This is a genomic window from Nocardia wallacei, from assembly GCF_029868745.1.
GTDB lineage: Bacteria > Actinomycetota > Actinomycetes > Mycobacteriales > Mycobacteriaceae > Nocardia > Nocardia wallacei_B.
Genome location: NZ_JARWOP010000290.1, coordinates 14,330 through 41,266, shown reverse-complemented (window position 1 = coordinate 41,266; position 26,937 = coordinate 14,330). Strand labels below are relative to the sequence as shown.

Genomic DNA, 26,937 nt, shown 5'->3' with positions numbered 1-26,937 from the left:
GCCGAGCGGGGCCGGTGAAGACCGCCGCGCGGGGCGGAAAGGCGGGAGCCGCCCCCCGCGCGCGGCGGGGCGGGGGGGGGGGGGGGGGCGCCGCCCCGCGGCGCCCCCCGCGCCGGCGCCCCCCCCCCCCCCCCCCTCGGTGTGTCCGGGGGTGGTCAGGCGTCGAGCACGCGGGCGGTGCTGGCCACGACGGGTGGCTGGACGGACCAGGGGAAGTTGATCCAGCGGTCGGTACGCCGCCACACGTACTGGCAGTCGACCTCCGAGCGGGGCTTCTGGTAGATGACCGCGCAGCGGACCTCGGCGACCTTGTCGGCGCAGAAGTCGCGCACGAGTTTCAGGGTGGCGCCGGTGTCGGCGACGTCGTCGGCGACGAGGACTCGCGCGCCGGCCAGGTCGACGGCCTGCGGGACGGGCGGGAGCATGACGGGCAGGTCGAGGCGCTGGTCGACGCCGGTGTAGAACTCGACGTTCATGACGTGCAGGTTCTTCACGTCGAGGGCGTAGCCGAGGGCGCCGGCGACGAAGAGTCCGCCGCGGGCGATGGACAGGATGAGGTCGGGTTCGAAGCCGTCGTCGGCGACCTGTTCGGCGAGTTCGCGGCTCGCCGAGCCGAACAGGTCCCAGGTGAGTTCTTCCCGATCCGGCACGGGCGGCCCCTTTCGGTGGTCGATGGCACGAACTTAGACCACGCGGGCCGCGGGTGTGCCGTGATCGCGGCGCTACACGAGGCGGTGTCCGCCGTCGACGTGGAGCACGGTGCCGGTGAGGAATTCGTTGGTCATGACGGCGAGGAAGGCGCCGGCGAGGTCGTCGGGGCGGCCGACGCGTTTGCCGGGGAGTCGTCGGGCCATGGCGGTGAGTTGTTCGTCTTTGGCGTCGCCGGCGAATTGTGTCCAGATGGGGGTGTCGACCCAGCCGGGGGAGACGGCGTTGACGCGGACCGGGGCGAGTTCGAGGGCGAGGGCGCGGACGAGTCCTTCCAGTGCGGCGTTGGCGGTGGCGACCATGGAGCCGCCGACGGCGGGCCGGTAGGCGGCGATGCCGGAGGTGACGGTGAGCGATCCGGTGAGCAGTGGTGCGGCGTGTTTGGCGACGAGCCAGGGGCCGAGCACCTTGATGTCCACGACGGTGCGGGCGTCGGTGAGCGCGAATCGGCGGAGTGGGCCGTAGCCGGTGCTCATGTCGGCGGCGGTGACGACGACGTGGTCGAGGGTGGTGCGGTCGGCGAAGAGGTGTTCGACGGAGCTTTCGTCGGCGATGTCGACTTGCCTGTGGTGCAGGCGGTTTCCGCCGTCGAGGGTGGTGGCGGCGTCGGCGAGGCGGGTGGTGGAGCGTCCGGCGATGGTGACGTCGTGTCCTTCGGTGAGTAGCCGGGCCGCGAGGGCGAGGCCCATGCCGGAGCCGCCGCCGATGATGAGGGTGTGGGTCATGGCGTCGACTGTGGCGGCTGTGGGCAGGTGCGGGGAGGCCGTGTGTGGCCTGGCCCTGGCGGGGCCACCCCGGGGAGCATGGTCCGGGGGCAGACTGGTCGGGTGAGTGAACGTCGTGTGCTGGGGGATTTCCTGCGGGCCCGCCGGGGACGGGTGCGGCCGGAGCAGGTTGGGTTGCCGGTGGGGACGGGCCGGCGGCAGACGCCGGGGTTGCGGCGTGAGGAGGTGGCGTCGCTGGCGGGTTTGAGTGTCGACTATTACGTCCGGTTGGAGCAGGGGCGGGATACGAATCCGAGTCCGGCGGTGCTGGACGGGCTTGCGGTGGCGCTGCGGCTGGACGAGGACGAGCGCGCGCATCTGTACCGGTTGGCGCGGGTGGTAGCGGATCGTCGGGGGCGGCCGGTGCCGGTGGCCGCGCGGCCGGGTTTGGTGGTGTTGCTGGAGTCGGTGCGTCCGACGCCGTCGTTCGTGCTCGATCGGTTGAGCAATGTGCTGGCGGCGAATCCGGAAGGGCTGCGGCTGCTGTCGGGTATCGCCGAGTGGGAGCCGGTGCGGCGCAACCTGGTTCGGTACGTGTTCGGGCATCCGGCGGCGCGGGCGGTGTTCGAGGACTGGGAGGCGATGGCGAAAGACTGTGTGGCGCATCTGCGGACGGTGCAGGGCGAGGATCCGTCGTCGCCGGGACTGGCGGTGTTGACGGCGGAATTGTCTGCCGCGAGTGCCGAATTCGCGGAGCTGTGGGCGCATTACGACGTGCGTACGAAGCGGGGTTCGCGGCGGGTGTTCCGGCATCCGGCGGTGGGGTGGTTCGCGTTGACGTCGGAGATTCTCACCGCGCCGGACGGTCAGCGGTTCGTCGCGTTCCAGGCCGCGCCGGACGGCCCGGACCGCGACGCGGTGGCTCTGCTAGGGCTGGTGGGTGACGATGTACCAGAGCACGGCGAGCGTGCCGAGCACGAACAGTGGTGAGATCACCCAGGTTTCGACCTTGTTGCCGGTGCGGTCGATGATGGGCACGCTGAAGCGTGGTTTGAACGGCCACAGCAGTCGGCAGCCGCGGTCGGTGAGGCAGTCGCCGAGCAGGTGGGCCAGTGCGCCGAGGCCGACGGAGAACGGCAGCCAGGACGGTTTGTCGGAGATCCAGTGGTCCATGGCGAAGGTGCCGGCGACGGCGAGCACGGTGACGGAGAAGTAGGAGCGGAAGCCTTCGCCGGGCGGGCACAGGTTGAGGGCGCGCAGGGCGAGGGCGAGCAGGAAGAAGACGAGTCCGAGGGTGAACCAGCGGCCGATCCAGTGTTCGCCGGCCCAGGTGCCGAAGGCGGCGGCGACGACGAAGGCCAGGGAGTGGGTGGCGTGGCGGTGTCCGCCGGAGATGGCCGAGATGAGTCGGCAGGCGGTGTGCGAGATCGGGCCGAGCACATGCGAAATGGTGCCGTTGGGATGGTCGGCGTCGGGAAGCAGGGCGGCGCCGGCGGTGAGGAAGGTGCCCATGAGCAGGTCGACGGTGCGGAGTTGCTGGCCGCTCTGCAGTACGGGGTAGGTGAGAATCGAAAGTGGCAGCACCGCAGCGGCTCCCGCCCAGGCCAGTGCGCCACTGGTCGCATGTGAATGTCCTAGCACCGTGGCAGGTTAGCCGATCTTGATCGGTGGTCAGCCGTGGGTGCGGGGGTCGACGATGCGGTCGAGTGCGTGGAGGTCGGATTCGAGTGCGTAGAAGGCGCGCAGTGCGATGGCGAACGCGAAAAGTCCACCGACACAGAGGCCTACGATCGTGCCGAGGACCAGTTGCTGATGGTGCGGGGTGAGGAAGACGAGTCCGGCGGGGACGCCGACGAGTGGAACCGTCGCGGCCACACCGAGATACACGCGGCTGCGGCGGACGAGGCGGTGCAGTCGGGTGACGTCGTCGGTGGTGGTGTGTCCGGCGGCGACGAGGCCGGGGTAGTACCAGCGCAGCATGAAGAAGGTGACGGGGAAGTAGGTGTAGACGACGGCGACCGCGGCGGCGACGAGGTTGGAGGCGATGAGGTTGACGGTGAGCCCGGCCGGGAGGGTGCCGAGGGAGTGCAGTTTCACCAGGAAGACGCCCATGGCGGCGATCCATCCGGCGAAGGTGACCACGGCGATGCGGTCGCCGCAGGCCAGGGTGTCGCCGCGGGCCTTGGCGAGGGTGGGCGGGTCGAATTGTCTGCCGCGGCGCAGGCCGACGGGTACCAGCAGCACCAGCCGGCACCAGTAGAGCAGGAAGGCGATGGCGAGCGGGTAGGCGATGACGATGAGCAGGTAGCCGAGGCGGGTGATCTGGGCGGCGGCGTCGGCGCCGAGTTCGTGGCGGATGAGTCCGATGTTGTGTGCGGCCAGGTACATGCCGCCGAGTAGCTGTCCGAGCAGGCTGGACAGGGTGACCACGGGCATGGGGCGCATTTTGAGGCGGGCGCGCAGGCTGTGGGCGGGTGGATCGACGAGGTCGCGGGCGGCGCGGTCCTGGCTGAGTTCGAGTTGGTGGGCGAGTTCGAGGCCGTTGGCGTAGCGGTCGGCGGGGTCGGGGGCGAGGCAGGTGAGCAGGGCGTGGCGGAGCACGGCGGGGCAGTCGTCGGGCAGGGTGGCCGCTGCGATGGGCCGGCGGCGGCGTTCGATCATGGCGTGCAGTGAGTGTTCGGTTTCGCCGGCGCCGTGTTCGTCGTCGAAGGGGAGGTGTCCGGTGAGGAGTTCCCAGAGCACGACGGCGAGGGCGTAGAGGTCGCTGCGGGTGTCGAGGTCGGCGGCGGTGGTGGAGCTTTGCGGGTGGCAGGCCTCGAGTTGTTCGGGCGCCATGTAGGGCAGGGAGCCGCCGAAGTAGGCGACGGGGTTGGCGCCGGGCAGGTGGCGGCTGAAGCTGATGTTGAAGTCGGCGAGTTTGGGGAGGCCGTCGGCGGTGAGCAGGACGTTGGCGGGTTTGATGTCGCGGTGCAGGACGCCGCGGTGGTTGGCGTAGTCGAGGGCGGCGGCGAGGCGGCTGCCGAGCCAGGCGACGGTTTCGGGCCAGGTGAGTCGCTGGAGTTCGGCGCGGGTGGCGGAGGGTTGGGGTTCGAGGACCCCGCCGGTGGTGGCGGCGGCGTCGACGGCCTCGAGCAGCAGTCGGCCGGAGCGGCGTTCGGGTGGGGTGCGGCGTAGCAGTCGCAGCACGCCGAGCAGGGTGCCGCCGGGCACGTACTGCATGTACATGAGTTTGAGGTGCTGGTCGGTGATCTGGCGCTGGTCGAAGACGCGCACGATGTGGTCGTGGTCGAGCTGGGCGAGGGTTTGGGGTTCGGTGCCGCGGTCGTGGGAGATCTTGACCGCGACGAGGCGGCCGAGGGTGCGCTGGCGGGCGAGGAAGACACGGGCGAAGGCGCCGTGGCCGAGGGGGAGCAGCAGGTCGAAGTCGTCGATGGTGGCGCCGGGGTTGATGGTGTCGAGCGCGTCGAGGGCGGTGGGGTCGGCGAGCATGGTGGTGCGCAGGCCGTCGACGTCGAATCCCTCGGTGATGCGGGCCATTTGGGTGGGGTAGTCCTGCTCGTATTCGCGCAGGTCGATGTCGGTGCGGCGGCTGCGGGCGCTGATTTCCTCGTAGATCAGGTCCGGGGGCAGGGGTGCGGCGGCCAGTTCGGGGTAGCGGTCGCGGTAGTCGGCCAGGCGTGGGGCGTCGTCGTCGCGTTGCCAGCGTTCCTGCAGGTCGACCTTGATCAGTTCGATGAGGGCGGTGCGGCGCAGGGCGGGTTCGGTGGGCAGGTGCGCGGACAGGTCGGGGGGTGTGCCGGTGGATTGCCATTGTTCGGAGAACAGGGCAACCAGGCTCGTCAACGCGGTCTGTGTTGCCGTAGCGCGGTCGGCACCGGGGTCGGGTGCGGTCGCGCCGAGGTCGTCATCCATCGTCGCTCGCTTCGAAGTGGAAGTTCCCGGGCCCGGCCCCGAGAGTATTCGATCACTCGTCGCGGAGATCGGCGGTGTGCCGATTCCGTTACGTCGTGCCGGATATCGCACGTCATCATCCGGTGGGTTGCGGGCGGTGTGCAAGCCCCTTGTTCCCGGGCACAGCGGCTCTGGCCGCAGTGGACCATAGCGAGATATGCTGCGGCGGGTCGGTTTTCCGGAGGAAGGGGTGGGCGCGTGACGGTCGCCGCCGCGGTGAAAGAGCAGATTCAGCAGGTCGGTGGGGGATTCATGTTCTCTCGCGAGGCGAAGGCGTTCGGCGCCGCGACCGGTGTCGACGGGTTCCTCGGGCCTTATACGCGCGGGCGCGGGGGTGTGCTGGGTGAGGTGGACGCCGATGTCGTCGCGGCGGCGTTCGGGTTCTTCCGGCCCGAAACCGTCCGCGCCGCATGGGAATCGGTCCGGATGCCCGCCGCCGAGGCCGCGGCCGGCTATCTCACGGCATGCCAGGAGTTCGGTCGCCGGAAGCTGGCGGACTTCGACGGCGCGGCGCCGCTGGCGGAACTGCTGGAGGCGGTGGCCGACGCGGCCGACCCGGCCGGGGTGCCGTTGTTCGCGGGATGGCGGGCGCTGCCCCGGGCCGCCGACGCGCCGGCGCGGGCTCTGCAGCTGATCCACGTGCTGCGCGAGTTGCGTGGTGGCCTGCATCTGCTCGCGGTGCGCGCACAGCTGCTCGGCCCGCAGGCCGCGGTCCTGATCTCCGGTTCGCCGCGCCACAGCGGCCCCGACCAGGCGCGCCTGTTCGGCTGGCCGGAGCCCTTCCCGGAGATCACCGACGACCAGCGGCAGCGCTGGGCAGCGGCCGAGGCATTGACCGAGGAGCTGATCGCCCCCGCCTTCGCAGTCCTGGACGAGAAGGCCTCCGACGAGCTGGTCCGGCTCCTGAACGAGACGCACGCGACCGTCTTCGGCCGCCGCTGAACCCTGCCGGGCGGGCCTGGGTACGCGAGTGCATGCCCGTGACGACGCCACCTACGTCGATGTCCTGGTCGAGAACGACGCTGAACCTGCCCGGGCGGTGCCGGAGAGTGCCGAACCTGTCGGGACATGGCGGAGTGCGGGGGTGTCGGCCTTGTCGGGGCGCGCCGGTGATGTCCGGGGTGCCGGTGGTGGAAGGATCGAGCACGGTACTGCGCTGGTTGTGTGCGTGTCGGGCCGTGCGCGAAGTGCTCGCGGCCCGTGTCCGATGACTGTGGGCTGCGGCCGGGAACGGAGGATGGCGTGGGGATCGGCATAGCTGGTGTGCGCGTGGGACATTGGACCGATACGAAGGGTGCGACCGGATGCACCGCCGTGGTGCTGCCCCCGGGCACGGTCGCCTCTTGCGAAGTGCGTGGCGGGGCGCCCGCCTCGCGCGAACTGGATGCGCTGGCACCGGACAAGTCGGTGCTCGCCGTGGACGCGATCGTGCTGACCGGAGGGTCGGCGTTCGGCCTGGCCGCCGCCGACGGCGTCCTGCGTTATCTCGAGGAACAGGGTCGCGGCGTTCCGACTCCCGCGGGTCCCGTCCCGGTGGTCCCGACCCTGGCGCTGTTCGACCTGGCCGCCGGAGACCCCGCGGCCCGGCCCACTGCCGACTCGGGATATGCTGCGGCACAGGCGGTTTCGGGTGAACAGGTACTGCACGGCCGGATCGGCGCGGGTACCGGCGCGTACACCTCCCAGTGGCGCGGCCCGGACGGTCGCCGCCCCGGCGGGCTGGCCTACAGTGAACACCGGCACGGAGATCTGGTGGTCGGCGCGCTGTGCGCGGTCAACGCGTTCGGCGACATCGACGACGGCGTCGCGCCGATCTCGCTGGATTCGGTCGCGGTCTTCGACCAGGTCTTCGATTTCGCCCGCACCCACACCACGATCGGCGCGGTCCTCACCAACGCCCGCCTGGACAAACCGTCGTGCCGCATCGTTGCCCAGGGCGCCCACGACGGCCTGTCCCGCGCGCTCACCCCGCCGCACACCCGCTTCGATGGCGACGGCTTCATCGCCGCGGCGACCGGCGAGATCCCCGCCCACGTCGACACCGTCCGCCTGATGGCCTTGGCGGCCGTCACCGACGCCATCCGGTCTCTCGCTCGCTGAGCGATCCAGCGATGCGCGCAGGTCATCGCGCTCGACGCAGCGGGCCATGAACTCGTCGATCTCGACGTGTGCGCCGAACCGCCACGCCCGCAGCCGAATTCGGTGCCCGTCGGCCTGGAGGACGAGCGAGCACGGACAGCGGTGGAATCAGACCGCCGGGGGAATGTTGGCGTTGTGGTGGAAGACGTTGCGGGGATCCCACGCCGCCTTCACCGCGGCGAGGCGGTCGTATTTCGCGCCGTAGGAGCGCCGGATACGGTCCGGGTCGTTCTCGACCAGGAAATTGACGTAGGTGGCGTCGTCACGGGCATGTACTCGCAGCGTGTCCCACAGCTCGCGCACCCAGGCCCGTTCGGCGTCGAACGTCGCGGGGTCGGGGCAGGCGGCGGAGATGTTGATGGCCCAGCCGGGGGAGCGCGGCCCGGAGAATGCCGTGGCGTCCTCGGGCACCTCGCAGTACGCGCCGTCGAGCGGGAAGATCGGTACGAGGGTCAGCGGGGAGCCCTTGCGCGGTACGGCCGCGGCGATCGCTTCGAGCACGGCGTCCCCGAGATCGTCCACATAGAGCGACTTTTCGTAGGAACGCATGCCCCACGGGGCCGCCGCGTCGAACATCTGCTGCAACGCCAGATAGGGGATCGGCGTCACCAGCTCCCACGCCGGTGCGGGCGCGGCGGCCCGCAGCGGGGCCAGTGCGGCCGTCAGCCGGTAGGGCTCGTCCCAGCCCGCGATCCCGACCGCGCACCCCGGGCGGCCTCGGAAGTGTTCCGGCACGAATTCCTCCGGCGGCGCCGACAGCCCGAACATTGCCACCCCGTATGTGCGTGGCAGCCGGTGCATGGTGTCGCGGACCGCCGCCAGCCCGGCCGCGGCCTGCTCCGGTGTCCAGAACAGCATGGCCAGTTGCACCATCGGCGGCACCGGATGCAGCCGGAACTCGAACTCGGTCACGATGCCGAAATTGCCGCCCCCGCCGCACAGCGCCCAATGCAGGTCGGGATGGGACTGGGCGGACGCGGTGACGATCTGCCCGGTCGCGGTCACCACCTGCGCGGAAACCAGGTTGTCGCAAGTCAATCCGGCGCGGCGGGTCAGCCAGCCCAGTCCGCCGCCGAGCGTCAGCCCGCCGACCCCGGTGTGGCTGATGAATCCGCCGGTCACTGCCAGGCCGTGTACCTGCGTGGCCGCGTCCAACTGTGCCCAGGTGGCGCCGCCGCCGCATCGGGCGCGCTGCGAATCCGGTTCTACCACAACGGAATCGAGCATCGACAGGTCGAGCATTACCGCGCCGTCGGCGACCGCGTGCCCGGCATAGTTGTGGGCGCCGCCGCGGACGGTGAAATCCGTGCCGGAGCCTGCCAGGCGGCGCGCGCACACCGCTACCTCGCGCGCCGACACCGGTCGCACCACCAGCGACGGCGTCCGGTGGATATCGCCGTTCCACACTCGGCGTGCCTCGTCGAATCCGGCGTCGCCGGGGGAGAGCACGGCTCCGTCGATCTCCGCGCGGATCGCGTCGGCCTCGAACCCCAGAGTGGTCATATGCTGTGCCTCTTCCGATCGGCCGAGCACCCTCGAACCCACGATAGGAATCGGCTACCGCGTCACGTCAGGGCCGAAGGTCCTCGCCGCGATGTTCAGAGCACGTCGAACCGGTCCAGGTTTCATAGGGGAAGCCGTCCTACCTCTTACTTGACATAATGTCGATTATCGGCGCAACAACGGGGCTTGTGCGGCGGGGTGAATGTGTTGTGTTGCAGCATGTTCTGGCTTGCTGGCCGCCGCCTGGGTCTGCTGCTCTTGTTCGTCCGTGCCCGCTCGGTTGTTTGCGTGGCGTGATTCGGCGGATTTCGGCCTAGCCACGATTCAAGATCTTTTCGGTGAACCTGCGCTTCGATAGGAAATCTTCCGACGCGACTGAAACCCCTCTCGATACCCCGATCCCCTGCGATTTCCACCCTTCCATTAATTCGTCACTGTGACGTAATCGGACGGCGAATCTCGGTAATTGTCGTTGCCGGGCGGTCTGTGTCGTTCTCGGAAATCGGCGCGCTCGCGAAGGTCTCGGGTGGGTATCAATTGTGATCGGGTGCCGGTGGTAGCGGATTAGTATTGCGCTCAACGGATTGTTTGTGATGCTCGAGAGATCCTGCCACCTGCCAGGCGGCGGGTTTTATGGCTAGAGAGGTCGGTGACTCGATGAGCGGCAAGCGTTACCTCGGATGGACGGCACGATCGGCGATGTGTGTCGGTGTCGGTGTGGCCTCGGCGGGCCTGATGCTCGCCGGACCCGCGCAGGCAGCCCCGCTGTGGCCCGGCGGGCCCGATTTTCCCGGGGTCGAGCCGCTGGTTCCACCCGCTCCCGTGGTCGCGCCGTGCACGCAGGCCGGCGCCAAGGTGTGCATGCGCCTGTCCACGAACGAGGCCTGGCTGCTCGACAGTGACGGCAAGGTGGTTTTCGGCCCCACCCCGATCTCGCACGGCCGCCCGGGATATGAGACTCCCCCGGGCGTATTCCGCGCCGCATTCAAGAAGATCTACCACTGGAGCACCATGCACAACGCGGAAATGCGTTTCGCGGTGTTCTTCAACGGCGACATAGCCACTCACATCGGCCCCATCGAAGAACAATCCCACGGCTGCATCCGCATGACCCCCGACGGCGCCGAAGCCCTCTACAACCACGTCAACCCGGGCGATATCTTCGAACTGGTGGTGTGAGCGGAAAATAGCTAATTCTTGCGGAGAGTCCCGGCGATATCGCCGATGATGCCCTGCATGCGGTAACGGACACTGCCGTCGGCCGCGAGGCTCAGCTTCGACCAGTTTCCGTCGTCCTGGCAGCCGAGAGCCGAGGTGTTGCCGGCCGTCAGCCTGGCCTGCAACGCGATCTCGTCCGCGGTGGCGGCGGTCAGGGTTTCGGCGCGTTCGCAGGTGTCGCCGCTGTTACGGCTGGTGTTGCTGGCGGTGCCCAGCTCGTCGCCGACGCTGCCGTCGTGCAGTTGGACGACGATGTTGTAGGTGACGATCCCGTCGGTCGCGGTCCCTTTCCAGGTGCCGACATAGGTGCTCGGCAGGGTCGTGGAAGGCGTTGCCGTGCTGGAGGTTTCGGGCGCGCTGGTGGAGTCGGCGGCTGAGGTTTCGGCTTCGGCGGAGTCGAGGGGCGGGCTGTCGGGCGCTGCGGTGGAGGCGTCGGTGGTGTGGGTGGTGTTGTGGTTGTAGGCGAGGATGCCGCTGACGGTGCCCGCGGCGGCCAGGACGGCGGCGGCGATGGCGGCGAGGAGGGCGGTGCGTTTGGGGCGGTGTGCGGGTGGTGGCGGGAGGTCGCGGCGGATCGTGGTGCCGGGGTGTGCGGGGCCGCCGGGTGGATGCCATTGGGCCGCAGCGGGATTCGGCGCAGGTGGGTGCGTGTCGGGGTGTCGGGGTGCGGTGGGGTTCGAGGTGGGCTGGTGCGCGCCGGCGCCCCGGGGCTCGGTGAAGAGCGGGGCCGGTGGGGCGTCGACGGCCGGTGCCAGGATCTCGAGGTCGAGCAGCGCGATGGCGCGGCGGCTGATGTCCTCGAGAATCGGGGCGGGCAGCCAGCCGCGAGTGTCGGGGGTTCCTAGCGGGGCGAGGCGGGCGGCGAGATCGGTGGGGGTGGGACGGTTTCCGGGTTCCTTGTCGAGGCAGGCCGCTACCAGGGTGCGGAGGCTGTCGGGGACGCCGTCGAGGCGGGGCTGTTCCTGGACGACGCGCCACAGCATGGCGACCGAGTCGCCGCTGCCGAACGGGCCGGTGCCGGTGGCGGCGTAGACGAGCAGGCCGCCGAGGGCGAATACGTCGGCCGCGGGTCCGGCGGGTGCCGTGCCGGTGATCTGTTCGGGGCACATGTAGCCCGGTGAGCCGATGATCTTGCCGGTGGTGGTGAGTGCGGTGTCGTCGGCGGCGCGGGCGATGCCGAAGTCGATGACGCGCGGGCCGTCCACGACGAGTAGCACATTGGATGGTTTCAGGTCGCGGTGGACCAGTCCGGTGGCGTGCACGTCGACCAGCGCGCGGGCGAGGCCGGTGGCGAGGGTGATCAGTGCGGGTTCGGGCAGGGGTCCGTAGCCGTCGACGGCGTCGCTGAGTGAGAGGCCCGAGACGAAGCCGGTGGCGAGCCAGGGGCGGTGGGTGTCGAGGTCGGCGTCGAGGACGGGGACCGTGTAGGGTCCGGCGACGCGGCGGGCGGCGGCGACCTCGCGGCGGAAGCGGGTGCGGAATTCGGTGTCGTCGGACAGGTCGGGGCGGACCACTTTGACCGCGACGGTGCGGCCGCCGCTGTTGCGTCCGAGGTAGACACGTCCCATGCCGCCGGATCCGAGGACGCCGAGTAGCCGGTACTGCCCGATGGTGGTCGGGTCATCGGGTCCCAGTGGGCGCATCTGTGAAGGTTTCCTTCCCCGGTCCTGCTGCCGGTGCGTGGCCGGCGTGCACCTGATCCCACACGAGCGCACGGGTGTCGCGCAACTCCGGCGTGCGCTACTCCCCTCGGCACGGTGTCAGCTCACGATCCATAAAACGTCACAGTGACGTTTCTGGAATGGGTTGCGGGCTCATGCCAACTGCGCGCATTCAAACGCGTCGTGGAGCATGCTCACCCGTGATGGCGGCGGTACACCGGCACCGCGCCCGGATGCAACGGCACGCCATCGGTCCCGATCAGCGACCGCACATCCAGGAACTGTGTCCCCGCCGCCTCCGCGGGAACCAGGTCCTCGGGCCGGGTGATGAGCAGTTCGGTGAGCGCCGCGGCGGCGTGCCCGGGCAGCGATCCGGTGGTGACGAGCAGATTGGCGACCCCGATGGTCCGCACGGCCGCCGCGCCCGGATACGCGTCGGCGGGGATGGTGACGCGGTCGTAGAGATAGCCGAACCGGTCCCGCATGGGCTGCGCGAGATCTCCGAGGTCCAGTAGCCGCAGCGCGTGTGGTACGTCCAGGGCCGGTGTCGGGACGCCTCCGGCCCACAGCAGCGCGTCGATGAAGCCGTCGTCGAGGGAGGTGACGGCGTCGCGCAGCGCGAGGTGGGTGATCTCGACGTCGCGCCCGGGCTCGAGTCCGGCGGCCCGCAGCAGTCTGTCGCCGGTGAATGTCGCGCCGGAGCCGGGTGCGCCCAGGCTGATGCGCGCGCCGCGCAGATCCGCCGCGGTGCGGATCCGGCCGGTATCGCGGACGACGAACTGCAGGTAGTTCTCGTAGACGCGTCCGAGGGCCAGCAGCCGCTCCCGGTCGGGGTCGGCGTCGATCGAGTCGGCCAATGCCAGTGCCGCGTCGACCTCGCCGCGGTCGAGCATGGCGAGATTGGCGAAGGATCCGGTCGTGGTGACCGGTTCGATGCGGACGGTGCCCGTCGTGGCGGCGGCGCGGGCGAGCAGTTCGGCGAACGCGTGGTAGAAGCCGCCCACCTCCCCCGCAGCCACCCGCACGGTGGGTGTCGGGTCCCCGCCGCAGCCGGTGAGCGCGGCCGCGGTGAGAGTGCCGGTGGCGCACAGGAATCCGCGCCGGTTCACGATGGCGCCGCCGCGGGCAGTTCGATGGTCACCGTCAGTCCGTGCGGGTGGACCTGTTCGATGCGCAGGCTGCCGTGGCGGGCCTTGACCAGTGCGGCGGCGATCGGCAGTCCGAGGCCCGATCCGCCGGCGGTGGCGGTGGAGCTGCGGAAGAAGCGGGTGGTGAGCCGGTCCAGTTCCCCGGCGGGCACTCCGATGCCGTCATCGGTCACTGTCACGGTCACCGTGTCGCTGTTGCCGGTGACCGTCAGGCGGGTGTGTGCGCCGGTTCCGGCGTATCGGCACGAATTGCTCAGCGTCACATCGAGTATCTGGGCGAGGACGGCGGCGTCGGCGGCGGTGTCGAGGTGTCCGGCGGCGTCGAGGGTGAGGGTGAGTCCGGCGTGGTCGAAGGCGCTGCGCCAGGCGTCGGCGCGGTCCTGGGCGACCTGGACGGCGTCGCAGGTGGCGGTGGTGGCGCCGGCGGGTTCGAAGTCGGTGGTGGCTTCGGCGACGGCGAGGGTGAGCAGGCCGTCGAGCAGTCCGGTGAGGCGTTCCACTTCGGCGGTGGCGCCGCGGAAGGTGGTGGTGGCGTGGGCGGGGATGGCGGGTTCGAGTGAGTCGAGGCGGATGGTCAACGCGGCGAGCGGGTTTCGCATGGCGTGCGCGGTGTCGGCGACGAGCTGGCGTTGCGCCGCGGCGGAGTCGGCGACGGCCAGCGCCATCGTGTCGAAGGATTCGGCGACGGCGCGGATTTCCGGTGGGCCGCCGTGGCGGCGGGTGATGCTGGTCTGGTCGACGGCTTCGGGGCGTGGTTTGGGCAGGGTGGCGGTGAGTTTCTCCACGGCGCCGGACAATTCGGCGAGCGGGCGCAGTACCCAGCGTGACAGCGCCAAGGCCAGCACCATGAACAGTGCCATCGCGGCGAGGGCGCCGCCGGCGACGATGCCCCAGGTGCGCAGGATGTCGGTGCGGGCGCGGTCGGTGGAGGCCTGGATGAGGACGGCGCCGTTGACCTGGACGCCGGTGCCGATGGGGCGGGCGATGTGCACGGTGGCGGGGCTCCACGGCATGAGTTGTGCGACCGGTGCGGGGCGCTGGTTGCGGCGCGCGGCGGCCAGGGCGGCGACGACGGCGGGGCTGGCGGGGGGGGGGGGCCCCCCCCCGCCGCGGGGGGGGGGGGGGGGGGGGGGCGCGGGGGGGGGCGGGGGGGAGGGGGGGGGGGGGGGCCGGGGGGGGGGGGGGGGGGGGGCCCCCCCCGGCGCCGGCGTGGGTGGCGCCGCGGGCGTCGACGACGAGGACGTTCTCGCCGTAGAGCTGGTGGTAGCGGCCGGTTTCGGCGGTGAGGGCGCGGGTGTCGCCGGTGGTGGCCGCGGTGGTCGCGAGGGCGGCGAACCATTCGGCGTCGCCGGTGCGGCCGAGGACGAGTTGCTGGGTGCGGCTGGTGGCGGCGGTCAGGCACAGCGGCACGGCGAAGGCGAGGACCGCGAGGGTGGCGAAGACGGTGAGGGCGGTGAGGACGCGTCGCCGCATGTGGTCACTCGCCCCAGCGGTAGCCGTAGCCGCGGATGGTGGTGATCAGTCCGGGCCGGTCGAGTTTCTGGCGCAGTCCGGTCATGTGCACGTCGAGGCTGCGGGAGACGGCGACGAACGCGTCGCCCCAGATGCGGTCCATCAGTTGCTGGCGGCTGACGGCGGCGCCGGGGCGTTCGACGAGGGCTTGGACGAGTTCGAATTCCTTGGCGGTCAGCGAGATCGGTTGTCCGGCGACGTCGACGCGGTGGGCGGCGAGGTCGACGCGGACGTCGCCGGTGGTGACGACGCGGGCGGCGGGTGCGGTGGCCGCGGCGGCGCGGCGGGTGACGTTGTCGATGCGGGCGAGTAGTTCGGCGATGCGGGGTGGTTTGACGAGGTAGTCGTCGGCGCCGCCGCGCAGGCCGCGCACGATGGAGCGTTCGTCGCTGCGGGCGGTGAGGATGACGACGGGGACGGTGCTGACCTCGCGCAGCCGGCGCAGGACCTGCAGGCCGTCGGCGTCGGGCAGGCCGAGGTCGAGGATGACGGCGTCGTAGCCGCGGTGGGCGATGAGCAGGTCGGCGCCGCGGCGCAGCCGGTGGGCGTGGTGCCCGCGGGCGGTGAGCGCCTCCACCAGGGCGTCACCGACTCCGTCGTCGTCTTCGACCACTGCCAACTGCACGGTGTGATTCTCCCGTAAACGGTTCGGCCCGGCGCACCGGGTCCGGTCGCGGCTGCCTGGCCGAGGCGGGCAGTGCGCGGGTGACTGGGTTTATCTGGTGGTGACCGGGTCGGCGGCCGGGCTGGTTTCCTCTGTGGCGTCGATGGGTGAGTTGGTGGAGGTTTCGCGCATGAACCAGTAGGTGATCAGGGAGATGAGGATGGTGGCCGAGACGTACCAGAAGAACACCGATTCGTGGCCGATCTTCTTGAGCCACAGGGCGAGTGATTCGGCGGTGCCGCCGAACAGGGCCGCGGTGAGGGCGTAGGGCAGGCCGACGCCGAGGGCGCGGACCTTGGTCGGGAACAGTTCGGCTTTGACGATGGCGTTGATCGAGGTGTAGCCGGTGATGATCAGCAGCGCGGCCATCATCAGCGCCCAGGCGGCGACGGGGTCGGTGGTGTGGCCGAGGACGGTCATGATCGGGACGGTCCCGACGGTTCCGGCGACGCCGAAGAACACCAGCAGTTTGCGGCGCCCGATGCGGTCGGACAGGGCGCCCGCGATCGGTTGCAGTACCACGAACACCAGCAGGGCGCAGAAGTTGATCCAGGCCACCGTCGATTTGCCGATGCCCGAGGTGTTGATCATGTATTTCTGCATGTAGGTGGTGTAGGTGTAGAACGCGATGGTGCCGCCGAGGGTGAGTCCGACGACGAGCAGGCATTCGCGGGGGTATTGCAGCAGGACGCGCAGCGAGCCGCGGCCGGAGTCGGGTGCGTCGTCGCGGGTGGTGGCGGCGGCGCGGAAGGCGGCCGATTCGTCCATGCCGCGGCGCAGGATCATGACGATGATCGCGCCGGCCGCGCCGATGACGAACGGGATGCGCCAGCCCCAGTTGTCCAGTTGCGCGGTGGTGAGGAACTGTTGCAGCACGATCTGCACGGCGAGGGCGACCAGTTGCCCGCCGACGAGGGTGACGTACTGGAAGCTCGAGTAGAAGCCGCGTTTGCCCTGGGAGGCGACCTCGGACAGGTAGGTGGCGCTGGTGGCGTATTCGCCGCCGACCGACAGGCCCTGGAGCAGCCGGGCGATCAGCAGCAGTGCGGGGGCGGCGACGCCGATGGTCTGGTAGCCGGGGGTGGCGGCGATGAGCAGTGAGCCGGCGGCCATCACGGTCACCGACAGGGTGAGGGCGGCGCGGCGGCCGAAGCGGTCGGCGTAGCGGCCCAGTGCCCAGCCGCCGAGGGGGCGCATCAGGAATCCGACGGCGAACACCGCCGCGGTCGACAGTAGTTGTGCGGTCGGATCCCCTTGGGGGAAGAAGGTTTTGGCGAAGTAGACGCTGAACGCCGCGTAGACGTACCAGTCGTACCATTCGACGAGGTTGCCGATGGAGCCGCGTAGGACGTTGGCGACGACTCGGCGTTCACCGCTACGGCCCGGTACACCGGGGCTCGGCTGTGTCGTTGTCACAGGGGGTCTCCTTCCCGACGCGGCTTCGCATCGTTCGCAGACCACTGTGGCGGCAGTCACAGGCCTCGCGACAGTGTCCGGGCCGTTTTCTAACAGTCGCTTAGGACGTTTCGAGCTTGGGGACCTTCGGGATCTCGTCGGTGCGCGGGACCTCGGTGCCGCGCAGTGAGGCGCCGACGGTTTCGCGCAGGAACAACCAGGCGACCAGGCCGATCAGGCAGGCGCCGACCATGTAGTAGGCGGGGAACAGGTGCCAGTCGGTTTCGTCGATGATCCATTCGTTGATCAGCGGCGCGGTGCCGCCGAACGCGGCGGTGGACACGTTGTAGGCGAGCGCGAAGCCGGCGTAGCGGACCTGGGTGGGGAAGATCGCGGGGAAGGTCGCGGAAATGGTCGACAGCTGCGGCACATACAGCAGGCCGAGGATCACGAACCCGAGGATCGCCCAGCCGAGCCCCTGGCCCATCAGCCAGTACAGCGGCACCGCCAGGACCGCGAGCGCGATCAGCGAGAACAGCCACATGGGGCGTCGTCCCCACAGGTCGGAGAGGCCGCCGCACAGCGGCAGCACCAGCGCCATCACCAGCTGTCCGATGAGGACCATGGCGGTGGTCTGGGAGTCGCCCAGGCCGATGGTCTTGTTCAGGTAGGTGGGCATGTATGCCAGCAGCGTGTAGTTGACGACGTTGAGGGCGATGACCAGGCCGCCGAGGGTGAGCAGTTCGCGGCGGTACTTGGTGATCAGTTCGATCAGGCCGGTCTTGGGGTGTTGCTGCTCGGCGACCTCGGTGAACACCGGGGATTCGTCGAGCTTGTTGCGCAGGTACCAGCCGACCAGTCCGAGAGGCACGGCCAGCAGGAACGGGATGCGCCAGCCCCACTGGTCCATCTGGGTGTCGTTGAGCAGCACCTGCATCAGCAGCACCACTGCGGAGCCGCCGATGAATCCGGACAGGGTGCCGAATTCCAGGAAGCTGCCCATGAAGCCGCGGCGGCGGTCGTCGACGGATTCGGCGAGATAGGTGGCGGCGCCGCCGTATTCGCCGCCGGTGGAGAAGCCCTGGACGACGCGCAACAGGATGAGCAGGATGGGGGCGGCGACGCCGATGCTGGCGTGGCTGGGCAGCAGGCCGATCAGGCCGGTGGCGCCGGCCATGAGCAGGATGGTGGTGGCGAGGACGGCTTTGCGGCCGATCTTGTCGCCGAGCGGTCCCCACACCATGCCGCCGAGGGGGCGCAGGACGAACGAGATCGCGAAACCGAGCAGGGTGCCCAGGGTGCCCAGGCTGCCGGGGAAGAATGCGTCGGTGAGGTATCCGGCGGTGGCGGCGTAGGCACCGTAGTCGTACCACTCGGTGGCGTTTCCCATAGCCGCGGCGGCTACGGATCGGCGTTGCTGTGGTAGTTGCGGGTCGGCGCTCGTCACGCGCGCTCCTCTCCCCTGTTCATGGTTGTTGCCGGCTCGTTCTGCGTCGGTGGACACGAGCGCGAAGTCCGGGGATACCCGATTGCGGGTGCGGGCAAACGGGGCGTTATCGATGCGGGCCGGTGGGGAATGCGGGCTGAACTGCATGGACGAATATCAATGTGATTGGTAACACATTGTTTTCGGGTGGGCAACTGTGCCTGCGTGACGCGCCGGGGCGATGCCACCGAAATCGCCGATTCGGCCCGCCGCGCCGCCGCGCGTTCTACCGTCGGAGCAACTGCTGCGGTCGGCGGAACGAGGCCTGTGATGAGCGAACCGATCACCTCCTGTGCCGCGTTCCAGCGCGTCGCCGCGCTCGACCCCGACGCGGTCGCGGTGCGTTCGGTCGGCGGCGCCCGCTCGCTGACGTGGCGCGAATACGCCGGGCAGGTGCGGGCGGTGGCGGCGGGGCTGGCCGCGCTGGGTGTGGGGCGCGGGGACACCGTGGCGCTGATGATGGCCAACCGGGTCGAGTTCTATCCGCTCGAGGTCGGCGTGCAGCACACCGGCGCCACCTCGTTCTCGGTGTACAACACGCTCTCGGCCGAGCAGCTCCGCTACGTGTTCACCAATGCGGGGAACCGGGTGGTGATCTGTGAGGCGCAGTACGTCGACACCGTGCGCGCGGCCGGGGTGGCGATGGACACCCTGGTGTGTCTCGACGGCCCGGTGCCCGGCACGGTCGGCGTCGCGGAACTGATCTCGCTGGGGCGCCCCGATTTCGACTTCGCCGCGAGCTGGCAGGCGGTACGCGCCGAGGATGTCGTCACCCTCTGCTACACCTCCGGCACCACCGGCAACCCCAAAGGCGTCGAACTCACCCACGCCAATCTCGCCGCCGAGGTGTACTCCTACGCGTCGGTGATGCCGGTGGCGTTCGGCGACCGGCAGACCTCCTACCTGCCCAGCGCGCACATGGCCGACCGGCTCACCGCCCTGTATCTGCACGAATACTTCGGCACCCAGATCACCGCGGTGCCCGACCGCGCGCACCTGCCCGCGGCGCTGGTGGATGTGCATCCCACCATCTGGGGCGCGGTGCCGCGGGTGTGGGAGAAGTTCAAGGCCGCCATCGAGTTCTCGGTCACCGCCGAACCCGACCCGGGGCGGCGCGCGGCACTGGAATGGGCGCTGGAGGTGGCGCGGCGTAAGGCCGCGGCGCAGCTGGCCGGGCAGTCGCCGAGCCCGGAGCTGGCCGCGGAATGGGCGCGCGCCGACGCGACGGTGCTCTCGGCGCTGCGCACGAAAATCGGCCTGGACCAACTGAAGTGGGCGCTGTCGGGGGCGGCGCCGATCCCGCCGGAGACACTCGGTTTCTTCTTCGGCCTCGGCATCCCGATCTCCGAGGTGTGGGGCATGTCGGAGCTGACGTGCGTGGCCAGTGTCAGCCCGCCCGGGCAGGCGCGGCTGGGCACGGTGGGGCGGCTGCTGCCCGGGCTGGAGGGCCGCCTCGCCGACGACGGTGAATACCTGGTGCGCGGCCCGCTGGTGATGCGCGGCTACCGCGGCGAACCGGACAAGACCGCCGCCGCGGTCGACGCGCAGGGCTGGCTGCACACCGGTGACATCCTCACCTGCGACGAGGACGGCTACCTGCGGGTGATCGACCGCAAGAAGGAGCTGATCATCTCCAGCGGCGGTAAGAACATGTCGCCGGCCAACATCGAGAACGCGGTCAAGGCCGCCACCCCGCTGATCGGGGCGCTGGCCACTATCGGCGACAACCGCCCCTACAACACGGCGCTGATCGTGCTCGACGCCGAATCCGCGCCACCCTATGCCGCCCAGCGGGGACTGCCCGACGCCTCCGCCGCCGCGCTCGCCGCCGATCCCGGCGTGCTGGACGCGATCGCCGCCGGGGTCGCCGCGGGCAACGCGACCCTGTCGCGGGTCGAGCAGATCAAACGGTTCACCGTGCTGCCGGTGTTCTGGGAGCCCGGCGGCGACGAGGTGACGTTGACGATGAAGCTGCGCCGCAAACCCATCGCGGCCAAGTACGCCGCCGAGATCGAGGCCCTCTACGCCGAACACCCCGGCGCCACCGTGCGCGAGCCCTCGGCAATCATCACCGCCTGAACGAGGGCACGGCTACCGCGCGGCAGCCGAGAGTTGCGCTGGCACGAAATAGTCAGGGGGACAACGGGTTCGGCGTGCGTCGGGCGGGGTCCCGGCCGGTCGCGTGCCCCGCACCGGGACGCGCAAGCCGGTACCTGCGACGGAAGCGCGTGTTCCGCGACCGGAATCGAGGACGGCGGGAGTACCGTCGGGGTATGGGCGGCTACCACGAGCCAGGTCGCGACCACTACCCGCAGCAGCCCGATCCGCGGCAGCGGTCGGCGCGCGGCCCCCGGGTCGACTTCGCCAGACTGTGGGCCGGTGGCGTCGGCGCCGCGATCGTGGTGGCCCTGGTCATCCTCGTCGGGGTCCTGCTGGTGCGTGGCGTGCTCGGCTACGGACTGCTCGCCCCCGAAGGCGACGGCACCTACGGCAACGCCAGTACGACCGGATACGCGCTCGGCGGCGCCGCTGTCGCACTGCTCGCCACGGCGCTGCTGACCGTGCTGCTGCTGTTCATGCCCAACCCGCTGACCCTGTTCTCCTGGATCGGCGCCCTGTGCACCGCCGTCGCAGTCCTGCTGCCGTTCACCCTCACCGCCGACCACGGCGCCCAATTCGCCACCGCCGCCATCAATCTCGTCGCCGGCGTCGCGCTCACCTCGGTACTCGGCTCCGCCGCCCGCGCCTCCATCGACGGCTCCGCGCGCTGACCCGAGCGTCGGCGCACGAGGACGTGCCGGACACGTCAGGAACCGCGGCAGTCTCCGGCGAGTCCCCCCTGACGGGCCAGCACCCGGTGCGGCCGACCGCGCGGCAACGGCGTGTTCGCGTGGATCACCGCCGGATGGGTAGGTTCTGCAGCGGTACCGACGAACGGAGGTGGGCCGGGCCGTGTGGACCCGACCGGCATGGTGGTGGCGTGCGCTGATCGTGCTCTCGGCCTGGGCGGGGCTCGCGACGGGGACGAGTTCGCTGGTGTACTTCACCGTCGACAGCAACGTCCTCGCGCTCGGCTACTACCTCGGCGCCGTCTACTGGATGACCCGCCGCGCCACCACCGACGCGCCCGCGCCACGGCTGCGCGGCGCGGTCGTGCTGTACACCACCATCACCGGCCTGGTCGCGCACTTCGTGCTGCAGCACGGCGCCAGCCCGTTCCCGGGCCTGGTCGCCGGACCCGATCGGCTGAGCCACTGGTCGGACTTCCTGCTGCACTACCTCACCCCCGCACTGGTCTTGCTGGACTGGGTGCTGTTCGCGCCCCGCAACGCCGCACGATGGCGTGACGTGCCGCTGTGGCTGTGCTTCCCGATCGGATACACCGCGGTCGTGCTGGTACGCGGGGCGCTGTTCCCGCACTTCCCCCACCGCTACCCGTACCCTTTTCTCGACCCGACCGGCCACGGCTACGGCGCGGTGGCACGCGAAATCGGTGTGCTCACCGTCGAATTCGTGATACTGGGCCTCGCGGTCGTCGCCGCCGACCGGCTCGCCGCCCGCCTGCGCCCGCGGCGCGATCAGGACGCGGGCCAGAACTCCCGCAGCGACACCGCCGCGGCCGCGGACTGCCGCACCCCCGCCTCGTAAGCGGGCGCCAGCGCGGCGCGATCGAACACGTCGGCGCCGAACGCGGCGATCGCGCCCGCGTCGGGAACGATCGACACCACGGTGGCCGAACCCAGCTCACCGTCGGCGCGGGTGCGGGGGAACATGTGCGCCAGCGGTTCCACGATCACCACCACCTCGGCGCCCGCGGCCAGATCGGCGTTGATCGACGAACGCATCCCGCCGTCGATGTAGCGGCCGTCGCCGATCGGTATCGGCGGAAACACCCCCGGCACCGCGGTACTCGCGGCCAGCGCCTGCCCGAGCGTCGCCTCGTCCGCGCGGGTCCACGTGCGCAGGTCCCCGCTGCCGATATCGATCGAGGTGATCACCAGATCGCGCCGCGGCCACCGGGTGAGGCCCACCAGCGCCGCCATCCGCGCCACATGCTCCTGCGGATCGCCCGCCTGGGCCGCGACCGCCAGCTCGCCCACGCGGCGGCGTGCCTGCGCGGGCGCCAGTGCCCGGTCGGCGAGGGTCGCGAAGATCTCCGCCAGTTTCGCCGCGTCCACCCGCAGCGGCGGCGTGCCGTCGCGGGGCGGGGTCAGCAACCGGGCGATATCGCCGTCTCCGGCGAGGACCGCGCCCACCACCGCACCGGCCGACGTGCCGACGAACCGGTCCGCCCGCCCCGGATCCACCCCGGCCGCCCGCACTCCCGTCACCAATCCCGCCATCCACGAGATCCCCACCGGGCCGCCGCCACCGAGTACCAGAGCGGAACGGAAACCGTTGGGCGACAACGCGGCAGCCATACCCACACCCTAGCCCACCCTCGCCCGGGACCGGCACGGTAAGCTCGGCGGACGCATCCGGACGAAAGGCACGCCGATGACAGTCGGCATGGTCCTGTGGGACCACCGCCCGCGCTTCGACGCGGGCACCGTCACCCGGCACTGACGCCGGCCGCCTTTCCCGCTCCTCGTCGAAGCGCTCACCGTCCCCGTCACGGTCGATCGCGAGGAGTTCCGTCGTGTCCCCCCGGACCGCACACATCACCGAAACCGCTGCGCCGCCGGTGCGGCTCGTCATTACCGACGACCGGACCAGCGCCGACACCGCGCTGCGGCACGCCCGCTCCGGCAGCACACTGCTGTGGCGCGGCGACTACCACAACGCCCGCCATCTCCTGGCGGCCATGCGCCGCCGGCTCGACCGCCCCCGGCGCGGCGCCCCGCCCGCCGACCCGGCGCACGCCTTCCACCGCTACCGGCAGGCCCGCGCCCGGCGCGCGCGACTGCTGTCGTGCCTGGTCGTCGAACTCGGCGCCGACTACACCCTCGCCCTGCGCCGCGCCCCGGACGTGAGCGCCGCCTGCACCGCGGCCTACGGTCGCGCGACCGGAGACCGGCTGGTGCCACTCACCGAACTGCTCGGTGTCCTGAGCGCCCATCAGTGGCGGATCAACGGTGTCGAGGTCCCCGCGCTCGGTGCCCGGATTCATCCGCACTACGGTGTCTTCGCCCCGACCCGGAACGAATACACCGACCTCGTCGCCCGCGCGCCGGTGCCCGACGGCACCCGATTCGCCGTCGACCTCGGCACCGGAACCGGCGTCCTCGCCGCGCTGCTCGCCCGCCGTGGCGTGCCCCGCGTGCTCGGCACCGACCTGTCACCGCAAGCGGTCGCCTGCGCGCGCGAGAACCTGGGGCGGCTCGGGCTCGGTGATGTCGAGATCCGCCACGGCGATCTGTTCCCCGACGTGCGCGCCGACCTGATCGTCTGCAATCCGCCCTGGCTGCCCGGCACACCGGTGGCCGCGCTCGACCACGGCGTCTACGACCCGCACAGCGCCATGCTGCACGGCTACCTCGACGGCCTCGCCGACCATCTGACACCGGGCGGCGAAGGCTGGCTCATCTTCTCCGACCTCTCCGAACACCTCGGCCTGCGCGCCCCGGGCGACCTCGGCACCAGAATCGCCGCCGCGGGCCTACAGATACTCGGCCGCCTGGACACCCGGCCCCGCCACCGCCGCGCCGCCGACCCCACCGACCCGCTACACACCGCCCGCGCCGCCGAAACCGTCACCCTCTGGCGTCTGGCCCCGCGGTCGAGTCGGTGACGAGCCCGCTGCCGTGAAAAACCGTTGTGCCCCAGCCCAATTCGAGGTCGGACGGGCACGTGTGGGCTGCGGAGGGGAATCAGCGGCCCTTCCACACCGGGTCGCGTTTCTGCGCGAACGCCTGCACCCCTTCGGCGGCGTCCTGCGACGACAGCGCTGGGCCCGCCAGCTCGCCCTGCCGGGTGAACGCCTCCTCGACCGACCAATCCGGGGACTCGTCGACGATGCGTTTGCTCGCCGCGACGCTCAGCGGGGCGTTCACAGCGATCCGCTGGGCCAGCGCCAGCGCCCCCGCGAGTGCCTCGCCCGGTGCGGTCAGTTCGTTGACCAGGCCCAGTTCGGCGGCGCGGGCCGCGGTGATCGGGTCGCCGGTCAACGCCAGCTCCAGCGCGATCGCGCGTGGGAGCCGCTGTGCCAGCCGCAGCACTCCGCCGCCCACGGCGACCAGCCCGCGTTTGACCTCCGGGATCCCGAACGTCGAATCGGTCGCCGCCACCACGAGATCCGCCGACAGCGCCAGCTCGCAGCCACCGGCCAGCGCCGGGCCCTCCACCGCGGCGATCAGCGGTTTGCGGGGCGGTTTCGCGGTGATGCCCAGCGGGCCGCGGCCCTCGGTCATGGGTAGCTCGCCGCGCGCGGCGGCCTTGAGATCCATTCCGGCACTGAAATATCCGCCCGCTCCGGTGAGGACGGCGACCCGCGCGGCCGGATCGGCGTCGAAGGCGTCCAGGGCCCGTTCGATGCCCACCGCCGCGGCATGGTTGATGGCGTTGCGGACCTCGGGCCGGTTCACGGTGATGATCGTGACCGGTCCGCGGCGTTCCACCAGCACCGGCGGCGCGGGCGGGGCGGGCAGCGCCACCCGGTCGCGGCCCTCGACACGGATCTGCCCGCCGGTCACCGTCACCGGCACCCCGAGCAGATCGCCGTCGAGCAGTTCCGCTCGCAGCTCGGACTGATTGCTGCGCAACAGGATCCGGGCGCCGTCCGCGGTGATCAGGCTCAGCACCGCCGGTTCGGGGTCGCCGGTGCGGGTGAACGGCACCGTGTAGGCCTCGATCACCGCGGGCCCCTCGTGCTGGTCGCGGGCCGGGCGCGGCGGCGGCGTGTCGATGATCGGCCGCAGATGCCGGTAGGCGGCGCGCGGCGGGCGCGCCGAGTACACGCCCAGCGCGTGCTTGGTGACATACCAGCCCAGCGACGTCGCGAGCCCGTAACTGTCCGGTGCGGCGCGCAACCGCGGCACCAGCGACGCCACCGCGTGCCCGCCGTAGTTGTTGCCCGGGCCGCCGCCGAAGGTCAGCCCGCCGGTCACCGAGGGTGTGCGCGCCGGATCGTCGACCGCCAACCCCAGCTCCCGCGCCGCGATCTGCACCGCCACCGGGAAACACGCGTACAGGTCGACGTGCGCGACGTCGTCGATGCCGATCCCGGCGTGGTCGAGCGCCGCCGCGCCCAGCGCCCGGATCGCCGGGGACGCCGCCAGCTCGGCGCGTTCACTGGTGAACCATTCGTCGTGCCCGGACGCGCCGGCGTGCAGGAATACCCACTTGTCCTGCGCGATCCCCGCGGCCTGCGCGGCGGCCGCGCTGCACACGATGATGCCGCTGGCCATGTCCACGGTCAGGTTGGCGCATTCGAGTTTGGTGTAGGGGGTGGACACCATCCGGTTGTCCGCCGACACCGCCGCGATCTGCTCGGCGCTGAATTGCTCCGGCTGCCAGGCGTATTCGTTGTCCGCGGCGACCGCCGAGAGCCGCGACCACAGGTCCGCGATCGCCTGGGAATGCTCGTCGGGGGTGCGGCCGAGGCGATGGCGGTTGGCCGATTCCAGCAGCGCGTACATGTTGATCGGCGCGATCAGGCCCGCCGCGGTCTCGGCGGCGTTGTTGGCGGCCTTGTCGATGCCCACCGTCCGCGTCGGCGCCACCCCCGGCCCCTGCTCCGGCCACGACAACTCGACCCCCGCCCGCTGCGCGGCCGCCTGCGTGGCACCCGCTTCCGCGCCGGTGACCAACACGATCTCGTACTCCCCGGCAGCCACCGCCGCGGCGGCCTCGTTGATCGCCAACTGCCCGCCGTCCCCGCCGAACGGACTGGTCTGCACCGTGTCCACACCGGACGCGCCGACCCGTTCGGCGACCATCGCGCCCAGATCCCGGTACTGCCACGACGTGCACGCCACCGCGAACACCGCCTCCGCCGCGCGCAGCAGCGACTCCCCGGCGCCGGCATCCTGCGCCGCGCGGCGCAACGCCCGCACCGCCAGCCCCGCCGGATCACCGTAGGCCGGGTCGGGGGTGCGCTGCACCACCTGCCCGACACCCACCAGCACCGGCGTCCGCGGGTCCAGCTCCACCCCGGAAGCGGTGTGCGGCACCGGGTTACGGACCGGACGGGTGCGCAGCGGGCCCGCGGCGGCGAGCGCGGCGGGCAGCTTCGCCAGCGAATCGCGCATCGCGTCGCCGAGGCTGCGCGCGACCGACCCGCCCAGCGGGCCCTCGATCGGCGGCCCGGCCACCCCGGCGTCGAAACGCACCGTCGACCGCGACTCCGTGCCCGACACGCTGATCCAATACCCGATGCGCACCTGCTGCGGCGCCTCACCACGCAGCTCGAACCCCGACGCGCCGACCGCGGCCACCGTCCACCGGATCTCGGCCGGCAACCCCATCACCAGCGCCTGCTGGGTGAAGGTCAGGCCCTCGCGCAGCGGGCCCGGCGCGCCGTCGCGCCACCCGGTGTGCAGGGTGAACCAGTCGCCGAGCCGATCCAGATCCGACAGATACGCGACCACCGACTCACGCGGCGCCTCGACCTCCTGGGAGGCGTGCGCGGTCTTGGTGAACTCCGCCAGCCCCGGCGGCGCCAGGCGTTCCTCCCCGGCCACCGCTTCGGCCCGGGGCGCGTCGTGGCGGCCGCGCAATCCGGCGACCAGCTCGCGGGCCAGGCGCGGATCGCGGCGTATCGCGCCGAGCAGGGCGCTCCCGGCCCGGAGCTGTGTGCGTACCGCACGAATCCGATCGCGTCCAGGCACAGGTGCCACCGTCCAACCTCCTCGTCGAGCCTGAGACCATTAATGACCATTTATCTCGCCGAGTCAAAGCCCGGGCCCGG

Annotated in this window: 22 protein-coding genes; 9 read left to right on the top strand and 13 right to left on the bottom strand. The window is 71.0% G+C overall.

The window, feature by feature from the left end; genetic code table 11:
* Positions 1-155: 155 nt before the first annotated feature.
* Positions 156-650 (bottom strand): phosphoribosyltransferase, encoded by a 495-nt coding sequence (locus QH470_RS26265; RefSeq protein WP_280275022.1) that lies wholly within the window; start codon positions 648-650, stop codon positions 156-158.
* Between the two features lie 72 nt (positions 651-722).
* Complete coding sequence (locus QH470_RS26260) at positions 723-1,433, bottom strand: SDR family oxidoreductase (RefSeq protein WP_280275021.1); 711 nt, start codon at positions 1,431-1,433, stop codon at positions 723-725.
* 102 nt (positions 1,434-1,535) lie between these two features.
* Here QH470_RS26260 and QH470_RS26255 point away from each other — a divergent pair, with 102 nt between their 5' ends.
* Entirely contained in the window at positions 1,536-2,402 is an 867-nt protein-coding gene (locus tag QH470_RS26255; RefSeq protein ID WP_280275020.1) for a helix-turn-helix transcriptional regulator, read from the top strand.
* Here QH470_RS26255 and QH470_RS26250 read toward each other — a convergent pair.
* On the bottom strand, positions 2,340-3,053 hold the full coding sequence (locus QH470_RS26250) for a metal-dependent hydrolase (RefSeq protein ID WP_280275019.1): 714 nt from the start codon (positions 3,051-3,053) through the stop codon (positions 2,340-2,342). The genes QH470_RS26255 and QH470_RS26250 overlap by 63 nt on opposite strands.
* Positions 3,054-3,083: 30 nt before the next feature.
* Entirely contained in the window at positions 3,084-5,324 is a 2,241-nt protein-coding gene (locus QH470_RS26245; protein WP_280275018.1) for a serine/threonine-protein kinase, read from the bottom strand.
* Positions 5,325-5,561: 237 nt separating this feature from the next.
* On the opposite strand from QH470_RS26245, the gene QH470_RS26240 reads away from it, so the two are divergent.
* Together QH470_RS26240 and QH470_RS26235 are read left to right on the top strand one after the other, a co-directional pair.
* The gene (locus tag QH470_RS26240; protein WP_280275017.1) at positions 5,562-6,305 is read left to right on the top strand and encodes an SCO6745 family protein; all 744 of its coding nucleotides are present in this window, start codon (positions 5,562-5,564) and stop codon (positions 6,303-6,305) included.
* Positions 6,306-6,605: 300 nt separating this feature from the next.
* Positions 6,606-7,463, top strand: coding sequence for a P1 family peptidase (locus QH470_RS26235; protein WP_280275016.1), 858 nt, complete (start codon positions 6,606-6,608; stop codon positions 7,461-7,463).
* A gap of 147 nt (positions 7,464-7,610) precedes the next feature.
* On the opposite strand, the gene QH470_RS26230 is transcribed toward QH470_RS26235, so the two are convergent.
* Positions 7,611-9,005 (bottom strand): FAD-binding oxidoreductase, encoded by a 1,395-nt coding sequence (locus QH470_RS26230; protein WP_280275015.1) that lies wholly within the window; start codon positions 9,003-9,005, stop codon positions 7,611-7,613.
* A gap of 657 nt (positions 9,006-9,662) precedes the next feature.
* Here QH470_RS26230 and QH470_RS26225 point away from each other — a divergent pair.
* Positions 9,663-10,184, top strand: a complete 522-nt coding sequence (locus QH470_RS26225; RefSeq protein ID WP_280275014.1) for a L,D-transpeptidase — start codon at positions 9,663-9,665, stop codon at positions 10,182-10,184.
* A gap of 11 nt (positions 10,185-10,195) precedes the next feature.
* Here QH470_RS26225 and QH470_RS26220 read toward each other — a convergent pair whose 3' ends face one another.
* The 3 genes from QH470_RS26220 to QH470_RS26210 all read right to left on the bottom strand — a co-directional run bounded on the left by QH470_RS26220 (position 10,196) and on the right by QH470_RS26210 (position 14,045).
* Positions 10,196-11,866: a serine/threonine-protein kinase gene (locus tag QH470_RS26220; protein ID WP_280275013.1), complete on the bottom strand. Its 1,671-nt coding sequence runs from the start codon at positions 11,864-11,866 to the stop codon at positions 10,196-10,198.
* Between the two features lie 212 nt (positions 11,867-12,078).
* The gene (locus QH470_RS26215) at positions 12,079-12,996 is read right to left on the bottom strand and encodes a TAXI family TRAP transporter solute-binding subunit (protein WP_425302785.1); all 918 of its coding nucleotides are present in this window, start codon (positions 12,994-12,996) and stop codon (positions 12,079-12,081) included.
* Positions 12,990-14,045 (bottom strand): sensor histidine kinase, encoded by a 1,056-nt coding sequence (locus QH470_RS26210; protein WP_280275011.1) that lies wholly within the window; start codon positions 14,043-14,045, stop codon positions 12,990-12,992. Before QH470_RS26210 ends, QH470_RS26215 begins: the two co-directional genes overlap by 7 nt.
* Here QH470_RS26210 and QH470_RS38450 point away from each other — a divergent pair.
* Positions 14,044-14,550, top strand: coding sequence for a hypothetical protein (locus QH470_RS38450; RefSeq protein ID WP_280275010.1), 507 nt, complete (start codon positions 14,044-14,046; stop codon positions 14,548-14,550). The genes QH470_RS26210 and QH470_RS38450 overlap by 2 nt on opposite strands.
* Here the strand turns inward: QH470_RS38450 and QH470_RS26200 are convergent.
* The 3 genes from QH470_RS26200 to QH470_RS26190 all read right to left on the bottom strand — a co-directional run bounded on the left by QH470_RS26200 (position 14,510) and on the right by QH470_RS26190 (position 17,993).
* Positions 14,510-15,169: a response regulator transcription factor gene (locus QH470_RS26200; RefSeq protein ID WP_280275009.1), complete on the bottom strand. Its 660-nt coding sequence runs from the start codon at positions 15,167-15,169 to the stop codon at positions 14,510-14,512. The genes QH470_RS38450 and QH470_RS26200 overlap by 41 nt on opposite strands.
* Before the next feature lie 90 nt (positions 15,170-15,259).
* Entirely contained in the window at positions 15,260-16,624 is a 1,365-nt protein-coding gene (locus QH470_RS26195; RefSeq protein WP_280275008.1) for an MFS transporter, read from the bottom strand.
* A 100-nt stretch (positions 16,625-16,724) separates the two neighbouring features.
* A complete protein-coding gene (locus QH470_RS26190; protein ID WP_280275025.1) occupies positions 16,725-17,993 on the bottom strand; it encodes an MFS transporter in 1,269 nt (422 codons plus the stop codon).
* 366 nt (positions 17,994-18,359) lie between these two features.
* Here QH470_RS26190 and fadD11 point away from each other — a divergent pair, with 366 nt between their 5' ends.
* The 3 genes from fadD11 (at position 18,360) to QH470_RS26175 (ending at position 21,737) form a co-directional block, all read left to right on the top strand.
* Positions 18,360-20,168, top strand: coding sequence for a fatty acid--CoA ligase FadD11 (gene fadD11, locus QH470_RS26185; RefSeq protein ID WP_280275007.1), 1,809 nt, complete (start codon positions 18,360-18,362; stop codon positions 20,166-20,168).
* A 194-nt stretch (positions 20,169-20,362) separates the two neighbouring features.
* Positions 20,363-20,860, top strand: coding sequence for a DUF6069 family protein (locus QH470_RS26180; RefSeq protein ID WP_280275006.1), 498 nt, complete (start codon positions 20,363-20,365; stop codon positions 20,858-20,860).
* Between the two features lie 181 nt (positions 20,861-21,041).
* A complete protein-coding gene (locus QH470_RS26175; RefSeq protein ID WP_280275005.1) occupies positions 21,042-21,737 on the top strand; it encodes a Pr6Pr family membrane protein in 696 nt (231 codons plus the stop codon).
* Here QH470_RS26175 and QH470_RS26170 read toward each other — a convergent pair.
* A complete protein-coding gene (locus QH470_RS26170) occupies positions 21,668-22,510 on the bottom strand; it encodes a patatin-like phospholipase family protein (RefSeq protein WP_280275004.1) in 843 nt (280 codons plus the stop codon). The two genes, QH470_RS26175 and QH470_RS26170, sit on opposite strands and share 70 nt — an antisense overlap.
* 218 nt (positions 22,511-22,728) lie before the next feature.
* Here QH470_RS26170 and QH470_RS26165 point away from each other — a divergent pair, with 218 nt between their 5' ends.
* Positions 22,729-23,820, top strand: coding sequence for a methyltransferase (locus QH470_RS26165; protein WP_280275003.1), 1,092 nt, complete (start codon positions 22,729-22,731; stop codon positions 23,818-23,820).
* Positions 23,821-23,899: 79 nt separating this feature from the next.
* Here QH470_RS26165 and QH470_RS26160 read toward each other — a convergent pair whose 3' ends face one another.
* Complete coding sequence (locus QH470_RS26160) at positions 23,900-26,866, bottom strand: crotonase/enoyl-CoA hydratase family protein (RefSeq protein ID WP_280275002.1); 2,967 nt, start codon at positions 26,864-26,866, stop codon at positions 23,900-23,902.
* Positions 26,867-26,937 lie beyond the last annotated feature (71 nt).